This is a genomic window from Emticicia sp. BO119, from assembly GCF_013912375.1.
Classification (GTDB): domain Bacteria; phylum Bacteroidota; class Bacteroidia; order Cytophagales; family Spirosomataceae; genus Emticicia.
Window position 1 is genome coordinate 337,810 of the sequence record NZ_JACETV010000002.1, and the last position, 15,100, is coordinate 352,909.

9 protein-coding genes are annotated in these 15,100 nt (G+C 40.0%); 7 read left to right on the top strand and 2 right to left on the bottom strand.

Annotated features, from left to right (window positions below):
- Nucleotides 1-97: 97 nt before the first annotated feature.
- Together H1R81_RS08460 and H1R81_RS08465 are read right to left on the bottom strand one after the other, a co-directional pair.
- Nucleotides 98-1,693, bottom strand: a complete 1,596-nt coding sequence (locus H1R81_RS08460) for a SusD/RagB family nutrient-binding outer membrane lipoprotein (RefSeq protein WP_181840271.1) — start codon at nucleotides 1,691-1,693, stop codon at nucleotides 98-100.
- 18 nt (nucleotides 1,694-1,711) lie between these two features.
- Entirely contained in the window at nucleotides 1,712-5,101 is a 3,390-nt protein-coding gene (locus H1R81_RS08465; RefSeq protein WP_220275193.1) for a SusC/RagA family TonB-linked outer membrane protein, read from the bottom strand.
- A gap of 679 nt (nucleotides 5,102-5,780) precedes the next feature.
- Between H1R81_RS08465 and H1R81_RS08470 the strand changes: the two genes are divergently transcribed.
- The 7 genes from H1R81_RS08470 (at nucleotide 5,781) to H1R81_RS08500 (ending at nucleotide 15,090) form a co-directional block, all read left to right on the top strand.
- Nucleotides 5,781-7,016, top strand: a complete 1,236-nt coding sequence (locus H1R81_RS08470; protein ID WP_181840272.1) for an ROK family protein — start codon at nucleotides 5,781-5,783, stop codon at nucleotides 7,014-7,016.
- Nucleotides 7,017-7,027: 11 nt separating this feature from the next.
- Nucleotides 7,028-8,569 (top strand): sulfatase, encoded by a 1,542-nt coding sequence (locus H1R81_RS08475; RefSeq protein ID WP_181840273.1) that lies wholly within the window; start codon nucleotides 7,028-7,030, stop codon nucleotides 8,567-8,569.
- Nucleotides 8,570-8,589: 20 nt separating this feature from the next.
- Nucleotides 8,590-10,011: a glycoside hydrolase family 125 protein gene (locus tag H1R81_RS08480; protein WP_181840274.1), complete on the top strand. Its 1,422-nt coding sequence runs from the start codon at nucleotides 8,590-8,592 to the stop codon at nucleotides 10,009-10,011.
- 141 nt (nucleotides 10,012-10,152) lie between these two features.
- Nucleotides 10,153-11,592, top strand: coding sequence for an alpha-L-fucosidase (locus tag H1R81_RS08485; RefSeq protein WP_181840275.1), 1,440 nt, complete (start codon nucleotides 10,153-10,155; stop codon nucleotides 11,590-11,592).
- 13 nt (nucleotides 11,593-11,605) lie between these two features.
- Nucleotides 11,606-12,523 carry a metallophosphoesterase gene (locus H1R81_RS08490; RefSeq protein WP_181840276.1) on the top strand — a complete coding sequence of 306 codons (918 nt, stop codon included), beginning with the start codon at nucleotides 11,606-11,608 and terminating at the stop codon, nucleotides 12,521-12,523.
- 36 nt (nucleotides 12,524-12,559) lie between these two features.
- Nucleotides 12,560-13,603, top strand: a complete 1,044-nt coding sequence (locus H1R81_RS08495) for an isoaspartyl peptidase/L-asparaginase family protein (RefSeq protein ID WP_181840277.1) — start codon at nucleotides 12,560-12,562, stop codon at nucleotides 13,601-13,603.
- Between the two features lie 110 nt (nucleotides 13,604-13,713).
- Entirely contained in the window at nucleotides 13,714-15,090 is a 1,377-nt protein-coding gene (locus tag H1R81_RS08500) for an alpha-L-fucosidase (RefSeq protein WP_181840278.1), read from the top strand.
- The last annotated feature ends 10 nt before the right edge of the window (nucleotides 15,091-15,100 follow it).

The following is a 15,100-nucleotide window of genomic DNA, read 5'->3' on the forward strand; positions in this document are numbered from 1 at the left end:
CCCTCAACAGAGGGCCTTTTCGGAAAAACTATGATGAAACAATTCTACTTAATAATTTTTAATTATATGTTCAAATATAATGGTTTCTTTCTGGAAATTATTGTGCTATCCACAATTTTGTTGAGTTCAGATTCGTTCCGCCTGAAGCTGATTTAAAGTTGTCAGCATTATAAGAGATTTCATTATCAGGATATACGAAACGGCTGTAATTACCAAAATTGCCCGTGTAATACTGTGTATTTGAAGTTGACATCGGCGTTTTGTTTCCGGTTCTTCTTTTCAAAGTCCAGGCATCAAATGGTTGTCTGAACTGGTCAATCCACAATTGTGCATAGATCTGGTTCAATGCAGTGGCAGGGTCAGCAGAATATGCTACCATTGGGTTGGTTAATAAAGTATTCAATTCAGCCGCAGTTGCTGTAGCAGAAGTTGGTTTCGCTACTGTCCATACAGAAGAACTGACAGCAATACCTTTCCACATATCCACTGATGCTTTGATACCCGCTTCGTATTCAGCTTTAGCAGTAGCGGCATTGGCGGTTACACCCATGCCTCTGTTATAGATTTCAGCTTTGATGAACCGTACCTGTGCAGCCGTCAGGATTAACTCAGGGATTGAAGTTAAATCCTGCTCGAAATAAAGGTTTACCGGTGAGTAAAGGTTGCTTGCCCCTTTATCACTCCAGGCTGTATAGCGTTTTTTGTCGTAAGGCAAACCACCTTCAGTTGGGGTTACACCTGATATCGGGTTTTGAGGATAGGCTACCCATTCTCCGGCATTGTTTGGCTCGTAGAAGATTTTTGCACGAGGGTCAAAAATACCACTGCCGTCTTTATTATCATTAGCCGACATCATATGCCACATCGTAGAACCCATTCTTAGATAACAGTTAGCTGAGAATGACCATTCACGCCATTGTAAAGAAAGGTTCAGTTTTGAAGGCCATATTCCGATATTGTCAGTATCTGTCAATAATGGTTTGGTCAATGCCTCTGTGATATGCGTAGTTGCTAATGTTTTGTCTTTGTCATAGATAGTGGCTGCTATGTACAAACGAAGACTGTTAGCAAACTTAGTCCACATTGCAATGTCACCTTTGAAAAGGGTTTCATAATTACCTAAAGAAACCTGTGAGGCATCAGCTTTCAGGTTATCAACGGCCCATTTCAGATTAGTTAAAATATCGGTATATATTTCCTGTTGGGTGTTGTATTTGGCTTTATACACACCTGTACCTTTATCGGCCGCCAATGCAGCATAACCGGCATCTTTATAAGGCATGGCTCCAAAGTAGTTGGTAGCTTTGAAACTCTTATAAGCCATGATAGTTTTGAGCATTGCAGAGATGTTATTCATTGAAGCCGGATTATCGCTTTTTTCAATGCGGTCTTCAATAACACGTACATTCGCCAGGGTATAATAATAGTTATCCCAAACTGCACCTTTGGCGTTATCGTAAGGATAAGAACCCGATGTGATAGCCGCCTGCTGGGTAATTGGGTATATCCAGGCGTTCATTACTGACTGTTCGCCGCCTGTTAATGGTAGTGAACTCACTACTGCATTGAACATTTCAGGAGTAGAAGCACTATTAGGTTTATCCCAGGGTGCATTGATTTCTTCAAAATCTTTCTTACACGATACCGAAGTAACAAGTAAGGCAACGATAGCTATTTTTGATAAATTTTTCATGATTCTGTGTTTAATAGATTATAGCCTTGCTTTTAATGAGAAACCTAAATCACGAGTACCCGGATATTGTGACCATTGGAAACCTTGTGCGTTGCCAATACCGTTTACAGCCTCCGGATTCATTCTGTCAGGCAAGGTTGTGAATAAATAGAACAGGTTACGGCCCACAAATGAGATGTCTAAACCTTGTAGTACTTTGGTGCGTTTTACGATAGCCGATGGAACCGAGTAAGTAAGATTTACCTCACGTAATTTAGCCCACGAGTTTTCAAAAACGAGGTTGCTTCTTGGCATTTTCACGTTAGACCAACCCATGTACTGACCTGCATATTTATACATATAATGTACTACGTCTGTATTTTTGGTACCGTCGGCAAATACACCTTCTAAAATCACACCATGGTTGGCTGTGCTACCATCAGGATAAGTGTATGGTAAACCACCACCGTTTCTTTCAAGCAAAGTGCTTGGCGACAAACCATGACCCATAGAAGCACCGTAGTCGGCTGAGTAAATATCACCACCCAATTTGAAATCAGTCAATAAATATAAACTGAAGTTTTTGTAGCGAAGGGTGTTGCTCAAACCACCTGTTAGTTTCGGAGTTGTGTTACCAATAGCTACAGGATCGGCAGTGGTTACATATTGTGTGCCTACTACTTTATCAGTGGTTTTGTCAATTACTTTCTGTACAACTTTCTGGCCGTTCAGGTAAGTGTAATCATAACCATAGATGGTGCCATAGTTTTCACCAGCTTTTACGTACATCAATGCCCCGTTAGTTCCCCAAAGGTCAGCCAATGGATAACGATCTATACCTTCGGCCAATGAGATAACCTTATTCTGGTTATGTGCTCCGTTTAAAGCCAAATCCCATCTGAAAGAACCTGTATTGATTGGCGTAGCTCTGACAATAAACTCAAAGCCTTTGTTAGCCAACTCTCCTGTATTGAAAGTAACCGCAGTAGCACCTGAAGAAGTTGCTAAAGAAGAACTTAAAATCTGGCTTGTGGCTCTTGTCTGGTAGTAGGTCAGTTCCATGCTTAATTTACCAGCAAGGAAGCCTAACTCGGTACCGATTTCAAATGATTTGTTTCTTTGCGGTTGTAATAAACCAGCCGGAGGTAAAGTAGTTTGTAAGCTACGCACAGGCAAACCACCGAATGACGTGGCCGCAGTACCATTGATTGTATTGGTAATGGTAGATGTATTGTAGGTGTATTGAGTCTGATACGGGCTTGCACCATTGGCGCTTTCGGCTAATGATACTTTTAATTTACCATAGCTCAGGAAGTTCTGATTTTTGAAAGCATCAATAGCTTCGGTAAACACAAAGCTTAAGCTTCCTGATGGGAAGAAATAAGAAGAAGTAGCAATTGGTAGTGTAGAAGACCAGTCATTTCTTCCTGTCAATTGCAAGAACAAATAGTTATTATAGGATAAATCAGCGATACCAAACAATGAGTTCAGATTCAAATCATAGCGGGTTTCACCAGTAGTGATTTTAGTTTTATCAAGGTTGTTATTCAGATAGTATTTGAATGGTACGTCAAAGTTACCAGCATTCCAGGTATTTACGCCGTGGCTTCTGCTGCGTAGTGCAGAGTTACCAACTAATAAACTACCATTGAATTTAGAGCCAAACAAACCATCTTTATGTAATGTAGTGAAAGCCTCAAAGTTTACGTCCTGATTAGCGATGTTTTCCATGCCATATTGTCCTTGAATACCTGCTACGTCTATTGGGGTATTTTTACTTTCGATTGAAGTAGTTGCATTGTTGATGGAGGCGCGTCCTGCCAGGTTCAACCAGGGTGTCACATCAGCTGAAAGGCGGATAGAGCCTAATAATTGATTACGAGTGAGGTACTGGTTGTTTTCGTAGAATTTCCAGAACATATCCTTAAACGCATTGTTGTTATAAGGATAATATTTGAATGGAGAAGACTGATCGAAGATATTTTTGCTTCCGTCAGCGTTTTTATACGAATCCAATTCTAATGGAATGTAATCGCGCGACATACCATGAATCATGAAGTTGGCCCAACCATTATCGTTAGCAGATTCAGGTGTATTCAAACGATTGTAGTTTGTATAACTACCGGTAATTTCAGCTTTTACTTTTTTCGAAATATTTAAAGATGACCCTAAATTTACGTTAGTCTGGTCGTAGTTACTATTAGGGATAATCGCTTTATTGTCTAATCTGGTTAAACCTACACGTAGTGTACCGTACTCACCACCACCACTGAAAGAGAGGTTATGAGTGTTGGTATTACCAGTCTGAAAATAAGCTTTTCTGTTATCAGGTTGAGCTTCCCATTTACGTTTTACGCCATCCCACCAGATTAATTCGGTACCATCTAATTTATGACCCCACGAAGACGCAGGCCCATACCAACTGAAAATATCCCAAGAAGAATAACCACCCGGAATGGCACCACCACTACGATAATTGTTGTTTACATCCTGAGCATCCCAAGGGTAGTTACCAGGATAACGCAGTTGACCGTCAGCAGTAGTTGGGAAAGGTTGAGTTGCCGACCATAGGGCTGAAGCTCCACCATATCCATACTCATTTTGCATATCCATGAAACGATACGCAGTAGTCGTTAAAGAAGAGAAATTATAGTCTAAACCAAAATCTTCTCTTTTACCACCTTTTTTGCTGGTAATCATGATTACACCATTGGCACCACGTGCCCCGTAAAGAGCAGCTGCGTTGGCACCTTTCAATACAGTAATATCTTCTACCTCGTCTGTATTGATAAAATTAAGGAACGAACCCCAGTCTTTCGGGCTTGTTACATCGCTGCTTTTGCCTTGTGTACCACCTACAGGGTCGTTTTGTACTTGAATACCGTCAATTACGATTAGCGGCTGGTTAGTGCCTAAGATACTGTTATTGCCTCTTATAACGATTCTCTGAGAACCCCCTTGCACCCCATTAGGCACAGAGATGTTTAAACCTGCTGATTTACCCATCAAACCCGAAGCGATATCAGGTGGTGCGGCTTGTACTAACTCTTTAGAAGCAATTTTTTGAGCAGAATAACCAATTGATTTTGATTCTCTTTTGATACCGAGGGCAGTTACTACTACCTCATTTAATTGTTTACTGTCTTCTACTAATTCAATATCAATGACTGAGCGTCCGTTTACCTCTATATTCTGGGTAGCGAAACCAATGAACGAAACAACGAGTGTAGTTTTTGCATTCGGGACACTCAAAGAGTACTTTCCTTCAGGGTCAGTTATGGTTCCGTTGTTTGTACCTTTTACGGTTACCGACACGCCAGGTATGGGTTCTCCGCCAGAAGTTACCTTACCTGTAACAGTCTGTGCTAATACCGGTAGGCTAAAGCCCATCAATAATATCAGCACCAGCTTTGGTAAAAAATTTCTCATATAATTTGACTTGGGTTAAAAATGATTGCTTTAAAAGTTCTTGATTGATTTTCCGGTGTCTGTTACTTAATAGTAGGCAAACCAACGGAAAAATATTGAACACCGGCTTCCTGACGGGAGTCATACAGGAGCAATGCAGAAGTGTCTAATAAGTACTACCTACTATATACTTTGCTTCTATAGTGAGGCGAGGTTCTTTGTGAATTTTAGCGATACTTTGACGATTTAGGGTTAAACATTCTTAATTAATAAATACTATGTTTTCTGCAACTCTGATAAGAATATCAGTCTGAAATGGCACAAAAAGGTAATTAGTACTGAGTGGATTTAAGAATGCGGGTTAAGGCTACTGTCTGAAATAGGTTATAGTTTAAGTTAAGTTATTTTTAAAAAAATGTTAAATATGGATACAAACATAAATAAAAATTATTTAATAAAAAGTAATTATTAAATTTTTTTAAAAATATATGATATGTTATTAAATTTTATATGATATTTAGGCTCGATTTAGAAAAAAGAGCCTGATGGAGAAGAGTCTTGGCTTTTTTTTAATAAATTGCTTAGCGATTATTAAAATTCTGATCCCTAAGCTAAACCAGACATCTGCTTGCATGCCATTCAGATTGCTCACCCGGGCATGTATAGTATGAGCCTAACCTTATTTTAACTATAAAAAACAATGTCAGAAATTACCCTCGATAACGAGATTGAAATGGTCAGCAAAGAGTCGGTCATTGACATCAAAAAGAACAAGCAAAAAAAAGGAATCGTATCTGAGCTGTATTTCAATGAAACGAACACCATCGCAGAACTATCTCATTCATTACACATCAGTATCCCTTCTATTACTGCCCTTATTGAAGAATTAGTTGAAGAAAAATGGATTGTTGAAACAGGTTTCGGGGTATCCAAGCAAGGCCGTCGCCCTGCAATTTATGGTATTAATCCCAAAGAAAAATTTGTGTTGGTACTGGACATAAATACGCACGACACCAAGGTGTTTATTCTGAACCTTCGCAATCAGGTGGTGTTTACACAAGTATTTGACCTGCAATTGAAAAACAACCCTTCTTTTTTGGAGACACTATTTACTATAGTTGATAATGTAATTGAACAGAAAATTACGAAAGGTAAAAAACTGATTGCATTGGGGGTATCTATGCCCGGTCTGATAAACAAGAATACTGGGATTAACTACACGTATAAAAGCCTGAACAGTGAGAATAAATCGTTAGGCAAGTCAATTGAAGAACATTTCAAATTGCCGGCCTATGTTATCAACGACTCTAAAGCTAATGCTTTTGGAGAATATCGTTTCGGCTTAGCCAAAGGCAAGCACCATGTATTATCTATCAACGTCGACTGGGGTATTGGCTTGGGTGTAGTAGTGAATGGAGAGATTTTCGACGGAGCATCAGGTTTTGCAGGTGAATTAGGGCATATTCAGGTAAATCCTGACGGGGTGCTTTGTACTTGTGGAAAGGTGGGCTGTTTGGATACCATCACGTCTGCCTCTTCGCTACTCAAAAACATTAAAGATGGTCTGCGGCAGGGGAAAGTATCTAAATTGGGTGAATATAAAGACCGTGTAGAGGATATTAATCTCGAAATGGTAATTGAAGCTGCCCAACAAGGTGATGCTTTTGCCATAGACATTATTCATAATATAGGTTTAGAATTAGGTAAAGGGCTTTCAATAGCTGTACACCTGTTTAACCCGCAGATTATTATTATTGATGGTGTATTATCAAAAGCGCAAAAGCTTATTGTAAATCCGATTGAACATGCTATTAACAAATATTGTCTGACAGATTTCAAAGAAGATTTAAGAATCGAGATTTCGCAATTGGGTGAAAACGCAAAAATTTACGGTGTTCATACCTATGTCGTAGAAAGTTTATTGAAAACAGCTTAATCTTATTTACAATGAAAAGATATTTTATTAAAGCAATCACCTTTGTCATGATAGCTTTTTCATTTTCTTCATTTAATAAGAAAGCACCCGCCTCGCCCCGGCCTAATATTCTGGTTATTTTCTCTGACGACCACGCCTTACAGGCAATCAGTGCTTATGGTAGCCCACATATTCAAACCCCCAATATTGACCGGATTGCCAAAGATGGAGCTATTTTCAGAAATATGTTCTGTACTAATTCTATCTGTGGCCCGAGTAGAGCCACTTTGTTAACAGGCAAGTTCAGTCATAAAAACGGGCATATCAATAATAAAACGAGGTTTGATACAAACCAGGATATTTTTACAAAGTATTTACAGGAGGCTGGCTACGAAACAGGCTGGATTGGTAAATGGCACTTAGTGAATTTACCGAAGTATTTTAATTACTGGTCGATTCTTCCGGGACAAGGGTCTTACTATAATCCTGATTTTATTGAAATGGATGGGCAAACCCGTAGGCAAGAGGGCTATGCTTCTGATGTGATTGCAGGCAGAGCCATAGACTGGTTACAGAACAAGCATGATACTGCCAAACCTTTTTGCCTGATTGTCGGACAAAACGCACCACACCGTACTTGGTTACCCGACACAGCAGACCTCCATGCTTTTGATGGTATAAAATTTAAAATGCCCGATACCTTCTATGATACCTATGAAGGTAGAATAGCTGCGCAGAAACAAAAAATGCACATTGCCAAAGACCTGCGCATGGATTATGACCTGAAAGTAGATGATAACCATCTGCCTCATAAAAAACGTATGAACGAGGCACAACTAAAAGCCTATAATGCCTATTACGAGCCTTTAAACGAGGAGTTTAAAAAGCAAAAACTGACTGGTAAAGCATTAGACGAATGGAAGTTTCAGCGGTATATGCATGATTATATGGCCTGTGTGAAATCATTAGATAGAAATGTCGGGAAGGTATTAGATTATCTGGATAAAAATGGTTTGACAGAGAATACACTCATAGTTTATGCCTCAGACCAGGGTTTTTATTTAGGTGAGCATGGCTGGTTTGATAAACGCTTTATGTACGAAGAATCTTTCCATATGCCATTGGCAATGAAATATCCGAAACTGATAAAGAAAGGCACAGTTGTTAATGGTTTTGCCCAGAATATTGATTTTGCCCCGACTTTTCTTGAATTAGCAGGAGTGGGTATTCCGAATGACATTCAAGGCAGGTCTTTGCTGCCGCTTATGAAAAATCAGAAGCCTGCTTCCTGGCGTAAATCATTATATTATCATTATTATGAATATCCTGATGAGCATAATACTATGCCCCATTTCGGTGTGCGGACTGACCGCTATAAACTTATCAGATTTTATGAAGATGGCGATTTCTGGGAGTTGTATGACCTGAAAAATGACCGGAAAGAACTGAAGAATATTTATGCTTCTGCTCCTGAAACTCTGATAAATTCATTAAAACAGGAATTGAACCGATTAATAGAGGAATATGATGATAAAGAAGCCGCAGCCATTTTAGCTAAAGAAACAAAGCCATAAAAGTTAACCCTAACCTTAACATGTACGATCTGAATCGAAGAAATTTCATTAAAACAACATCTCTTGCCGGAATCGGTATGATGGCTGGTAATTCTGCTTTTGGGGCTGATTTTCCAACTGTACGTGTGGCACCTGCTAAAAGAAATTTTAGTAGTCCGGTTATTGAGGCCACGATTCATCGAATGAAATCGTCGATTAAAGATGCTGAATTAGGTTGGTTATTTGAGAATTGTTTTCCGAATACATTAGATACTACAGTTATTTTTAAAACCAAAAATGGCAGACCAGATACTTTCGTAATTACAGGTGATATTCATGCCATGTGGTTGCGTGACAGTTCTGCACAGGTATGGCCTTATCTGCCTTTAATCAGGCAAGACCCTAAGTTGAAGGACTTAATAGCTGGAGTTATTAACCGTCAGACAGAATGTATTCTGATAGACCCTTATGCCAATGCCTTTAATGATGGACCGGGTAAATCTGAATGGTTATCAGACCACACGGAAATGAAGCCTGAATTGCACGAGCGCAAGTGGGAACTGGATTCATTGTGTTATACCGTTCGTCTGGCCTATCATTACTGGAAAATATCGGGTGATATTAGTGTTTTTGATGAAAAATGGTTAAAAGCTGCCAAATTGATAATTGCTACCTGTCGTGTACAACAACGCCTGACAGATAGAGGACCATATCATTTTGGCCGTACTACCTCATGGTCGACAGATACCGTACCAGGCAATGGTTATGGAAATAATACCAAGCCTAATGGCTTGATTCACAGTATCTTCCGTCCATCTGACGATGCTACGTTATACCCATTCCTGATTCCGTCCAATCTGTTTGCCGTTATTTCTTTTCGTCAGTTAGCAGAGATTTCGGAGAAAGTTATAAAAGATACGGCCTTTGCCAAAGAATGTACAGCTTTTGCGAATCAGGTAGAAGCCGCTATTAAGAAATTTGCCATTATCAGCCATCCGGTTTACGGACAAATCTATGCAATGGAAGTTGATGGCTTCGGCAATCGTTTATTGCAGGATGATGCCAATGTACCGAATCTATTAAGTCTGCCGTATCTGGGAGCTATAAAAGCTAATGACCCAATCTATCAGAATACCCGTCGATTTGTATTAAGTGATAGCAACCCGTATTTCTTTAAAGGCAAAGCCGCAGAAGGTATTGGTAGTCCGCATACGCTTGTTAACCAGATATGGCCGATGAGTATCATTATGCGGGCTATGACTTCAAACAATGACCAGGAAATATTGGCGCAATTAAGATTCCTGAAAAATACACACGCAGAGACAGGCTTTATACATGAGTCTTTCGATAAAGACGATGCCAGCAAATTCACCCGTAAATGGTTTGCCTGGGCAAATACACTTTTCGGTGAATTGATGCTAAAGATTGAGCGTGAGCGACCACATTTATTGAAGAATGTTTAGCTGAATTTTATTTCATTAAGCAATAAAGTTTTTAATGTAGAATAATATAGAGAATGGAGTAGACCCTATCCTTAACCCTTGTTCATTGTTGAGGACAGAGGTTGCAAAGTGGGGTTCATACTTCTTCCAAATCCTGAACAAATGAAGAAAGTAGTAGTAGCAGCAGTTCTTATGGCATTATTAGGGCAAACCCTTTTTGCCCAACAACATTCTGAGCAGAATCACGAGAAATACGTCGTTCCGAAAGACCCCAAAGTAAAAGAAAAACTGAACCAGTGGCAGAATGTGAAATTCGGGTTAATGATGCACTGGGGTACTTATAGCCAATGGGGAATTGTAGAAAGCTGGAGCCTTTGCCCTGAAGACGAGGGCTGGTGTGAGCGTCGAGGGCCTTATAAAGATAATTGGTATGAGTACAAAAAGGCTTACGAAAATCTGCCAAAGACTTTTAATCCTGTGCAGTTTAACCCTGAAAAATGGTCGGCTGCTGCTAAGAATGCAGGAATGAAATACCTGGTTTTTACTACCAAGCACCATGATGGTTTCTGTATGTTTGATACCAAGCAAACAGATTATAAGATTACCAATACACCTTTTGCGTCAAATCCAAGAAGCAATGTGGCTAAAGAGATTTTCAGCGCATTCCGAAAAGATGATTTCATGATTGGGGCATATTTCTCTAAACCTGACTGGCATACCAATGATTACTGGTGGTCTTACTTCCCTCCTAAGGACCGTAATCCATCTTATCATCCGGCAAAGTATCCTGACAAATGGAAAAGCTTTAAGCAATTTACTTATAACCAGATTGAAGAATTGATGAGTGATTACGGCAAAATGGATATTCTCTGGTTAGATGGTGGTTGGGTGCGCCCATTCAGCACGATTGATTCTTCTGTGTCATGGCAAAGAACGATTCCGTTCGATCAGGACATTGATATGGCGCGCATTGCTAAAATGGGAAGAGAACATCAGCCGGGTTTGTTAGTAGTAGATAGAACGGTGAGTGGTGAATTTGAAAACTATGTAACACCAGAGCAACAGATTCCTGACCATTATATGCCGATTCCGTGGGAAACCTGTATGACAATGGGCGATTCATGGAGTTATATTCCTAAAGAAAACTTCAAGCCTGCCAGAAAATTAATACATATTCTGACAGATGTAGTATCAAAAAATGGTAACTTGCTATTGAATATAGCACCAAGCCCACAAGGAGATTTCCATCCCGAAGCCTACCAGCGTCTGGAAGAAATCGGTAAATGGATGAAAGTAAATAGTGAGGCTATTTATAATACCAGGGGTGATAATGAGATAGGCAAGCAAAACAAACTGGTGTTTACGCACAATGCCAATACTACTTATGCCATTTATAGAGCAGATGAAGGCGAGAGCATTCCGGCAAGTATTGAAATAAACAATCTGGCTTTATCTAAAAATACTCTGATGAGTCTACTTGGCAGCACTGAAAAACTGAAATGGGTAGCGAAAGACGGGAAAGTAATAGTTGAAATCCCGGAAAAAGTGAGAAAGACAGCTTGGAGCAACTACGCATGGGTATTGAAAATAGTCAGGCAATAATCTTACAAATTTTATGAATCGTCGTCGTTTTCTGAGAAATAGTGCCCTGGCAGGTACATTAGCAGGTTTTGATGCTACTGCTGCAACCATACGCAAGAAATCGTTAAGAGTAGCCTATCTAAGTGATGTACACGTATTCCCAAGCAAGATAGCCGAGGAAGGAATGACAAAAGCCTACCATAGTGCCAACGCACTAAACCCTAAACCTGATTTTATCATTAATGGGGGAGATGCTATTTTCGATGGCCTGGAGAAATCAAAAGACGAAACACAGACCCAGTTTAAACTCTTTCAGAAACTATTAAAAGAGAACAATAAATTAGAAGTAAAGCATATTATCGGCAACCACGACATCTGGGGTTGGTTCAGCAAAACAGAAGATATAAAAGGCGACCGATTGTATGGAAAACAATGGATAACAGACGAATTTCAGATGCCGAAAAGGTATTATTCGTTTGTGAAAAAAGGCTGGAAATTTATTATTCTGGATTCTACCCAACTGAATCCTAAAGGCGGATATATTGCTTATTTTGACCCTGAGCAATTAGAGTGGCTTAAAGGCGAATTGGCAGCAACTCCACCAAATCAATATATTTGTATTGCTTCTCATATTCCGATTTTATCAGCGGCCTCGGGCTTATTCCTGAATAAAAATCAGGAAAACGGCGATATTGTTATGCCTCGTAACCTGATACATACGGATGTGTTTGATATGATAAAACTTTTCAGAAATTACCCCAATATCAAAACTTGTCTGAGTGGGCACCTGCACATGCAGGAATCGCTTACGTATTGGGATTTAACTTATCTAAATAATGGGGCAGTTTCGGGTGGTTGGTGGAAAGGAGCTTTCAGAGATTTTGAGCCAGCCTATGCTATTCTTGATTTTTATGACGATGGCACCTTTGAAAGGACATTTGTAAAATACTAACAATCTTTTTTCATAACCTAACGAACCAACAAACTAATGCAATCGAGAAGAAAGTTTATACAATGGTCGGCACTCAGCCTGCCTTTTATTTCTGCAACTAAGGGTTTTTCGAATAAGAATACTATTGCTAATAAACCCATTGTTGTTTCTACATGGGATAGTGGCTTAGCTGTCAATGCCGAGGCATGGAAAGTGTTGAAGAAAAACGGGCGTGCTCTGGATGCCGTAGAAGTAGCTGCTAATTCAATTGAAGATACCATTAATTGTTGTGTTGGCCTGGGAGGTAACCCTGACCGTGACGGGAAAGTAACCTTAGATGCCTGTATTATGGACGAAAAAGCTAATTGTGGTTCAGTGGCTTTTTTGCAGCATATCAAACACCCGATTTCAGTAGCTCGCAAGTTGATGGAAACTACCCCGCATGTGATGCTTGCCGGTGATGGTGCTTTGCAATTTGCTTTGGCTAATGGCTTTAAAAGAGAGCCTGATAAGCTATCAGCCGACGCTGAGAAAGCCTATAAGGAATGGTTGAAGAAATCAGAATACAAGCCTGTTATTAATATTGAACAGCAACAGATAAAGGCTAAAAAATCTGATGGTGGCCCTTTTGCTCCAAGCTATTTTGATGATGGTACACCCAACCACGATACAATGGGTACGATTGCGCTTGATGCCTCGGGTAATTTGTCAGGTGCTTGTACTACCAGTGGCATGGCTTTTAAACTGCATGGTCGTATTGGTGATTCGCCTATTATCGGAGCGGGTTTGTTTGTTGATAACGAAATCGGGGCAGCCACCTCATCTGGTCAGGGCGAAGAAGTAATCAGAGTAGCCGGCACGCACCTGGTTGTAGAAATGATGCGTTTAGGCAAGACGCCGGAAGAAGCCTGCAAAATTGCGGTAGAACGTATTGTAAAAATAAACCCTGAAAAAGCCAAAGGCTTTCAGGTGGGTTTTATTGCCATTAATAAGCAAGGTGAGTACGGAGCCTATTCAATCCAACATGGTTTTAGCTATTCAGTTACCCTTGCCGACGATGGTGGTAAGGTCTTTATGGCCAAGAGTCATTTCCCTAAATAGCAAACTTATATCCTATAATAATTAGTGCCTGTGTTTAGGCGTGCTACGGTCTTTAAACTGTGTCACGCCTTTCTTTGCGCCTTTATTTAATATTATTCGACCTATTTCGCATGAAAAAAATCCTTCTAATCCTGACAACGCTGTTATGTTTACAGACAAATGCTCAATATCAGCCTAACTGGCAAAGTCTTGACCAGCGTCAGACTCCTGCCTGGTTTGAAGATGCCAAGTTTGGGATATTTATCCATTGGGGAATCTACTCAGTGCCTGCATGGGCAACCAATTCAAATGCCGATGGTTTTGGCAGCGGCTATGCCGAATGGTACTGGCAACGCCTGTTTGCACCTAATCTCAAAATCCATAAAGAATTTGTAGCGTTTCATGAGAAAAACTACGGTAAAGCTTCTTATCAGGACTTTGTGCAACAATTTAAAGCCGAGCTATTTAAGCCGGAGGATTGGGCCAGCATATTCGAACAAGCCGGAGCCAAATACGTGGTACTGACTTCTAAGCATCATGAAGGATTCACTATGTGGCCGAGCCCTCAATCCTGGAACTGGAATGCTGTTGATGTTGGGCCTCATAGAGATTTAGCTGGAGATTTATCAAAAGCCGTAAAAGCAAAAAATCTGCACATGGGCTATTATTATTCTTTGTATGAATGGTTTAATCCGGTTTATAAAACTGATGTAAATGCTTATGTAAATGAGCGTATGATTCCGCAAATGAAAGATTTGGTAACCAAGTATCAACCTGATATTTTGTGGACAGATGGCGAGTGGGACCATCCGGCTAAAACATGGAAAAGTGAGGAGTTTCTGACATGGTTATACAATGATTCGCCTGTAAAAAACAGTGTGGTAGTAAACGACCGTTGGGGTAATGATACCAAGAGTAAACACGGGAGTTTTTATACTTCTGAATATGGTCATGGCGGAGCAGACAATTCGCCCACCAACGGTTTTGCCAGACCCTGGGAAGAGTGTAGAGGAATAGGTGAATCTTTCGGATATAATCGTAATGAAAACCTGGAAGTGTATCAGACAGGCGAACAGTTAGTGCATCAATTGGTAGATATTGTGGCACGCGGAGGTAATTTTCTGCTCAATATCGGACCAACGGCTGACGGGCGAATTCCTGTGATTATGCAACAGAGATTAAAAGAAATGGGAGATTGGCTGAACGTGAATGGTGGGGCTATTTATGGTACACGCAAATGGGCTAAAGCACCTGCTTATAGCAAGGAATCAAAAGTGCATTTTACGCAGAAAGGGAAGAATGTCTATGCAATTGTGAGTAAATGGCAGGAAACTATTACCGTTGAAAATGTAGAGAAACCAACGAAAGTAAAACTATTGGGTTTTGATGGAGATATAAAATTTACTTATAAAAATAAGGTACTTACCATTACTGCCCCACTGGTAAATCCGAATACAATTCCTTGCCAATATGCATGGACTTATGAATTAACGGACGCGCAGAAATAATTTACTGACT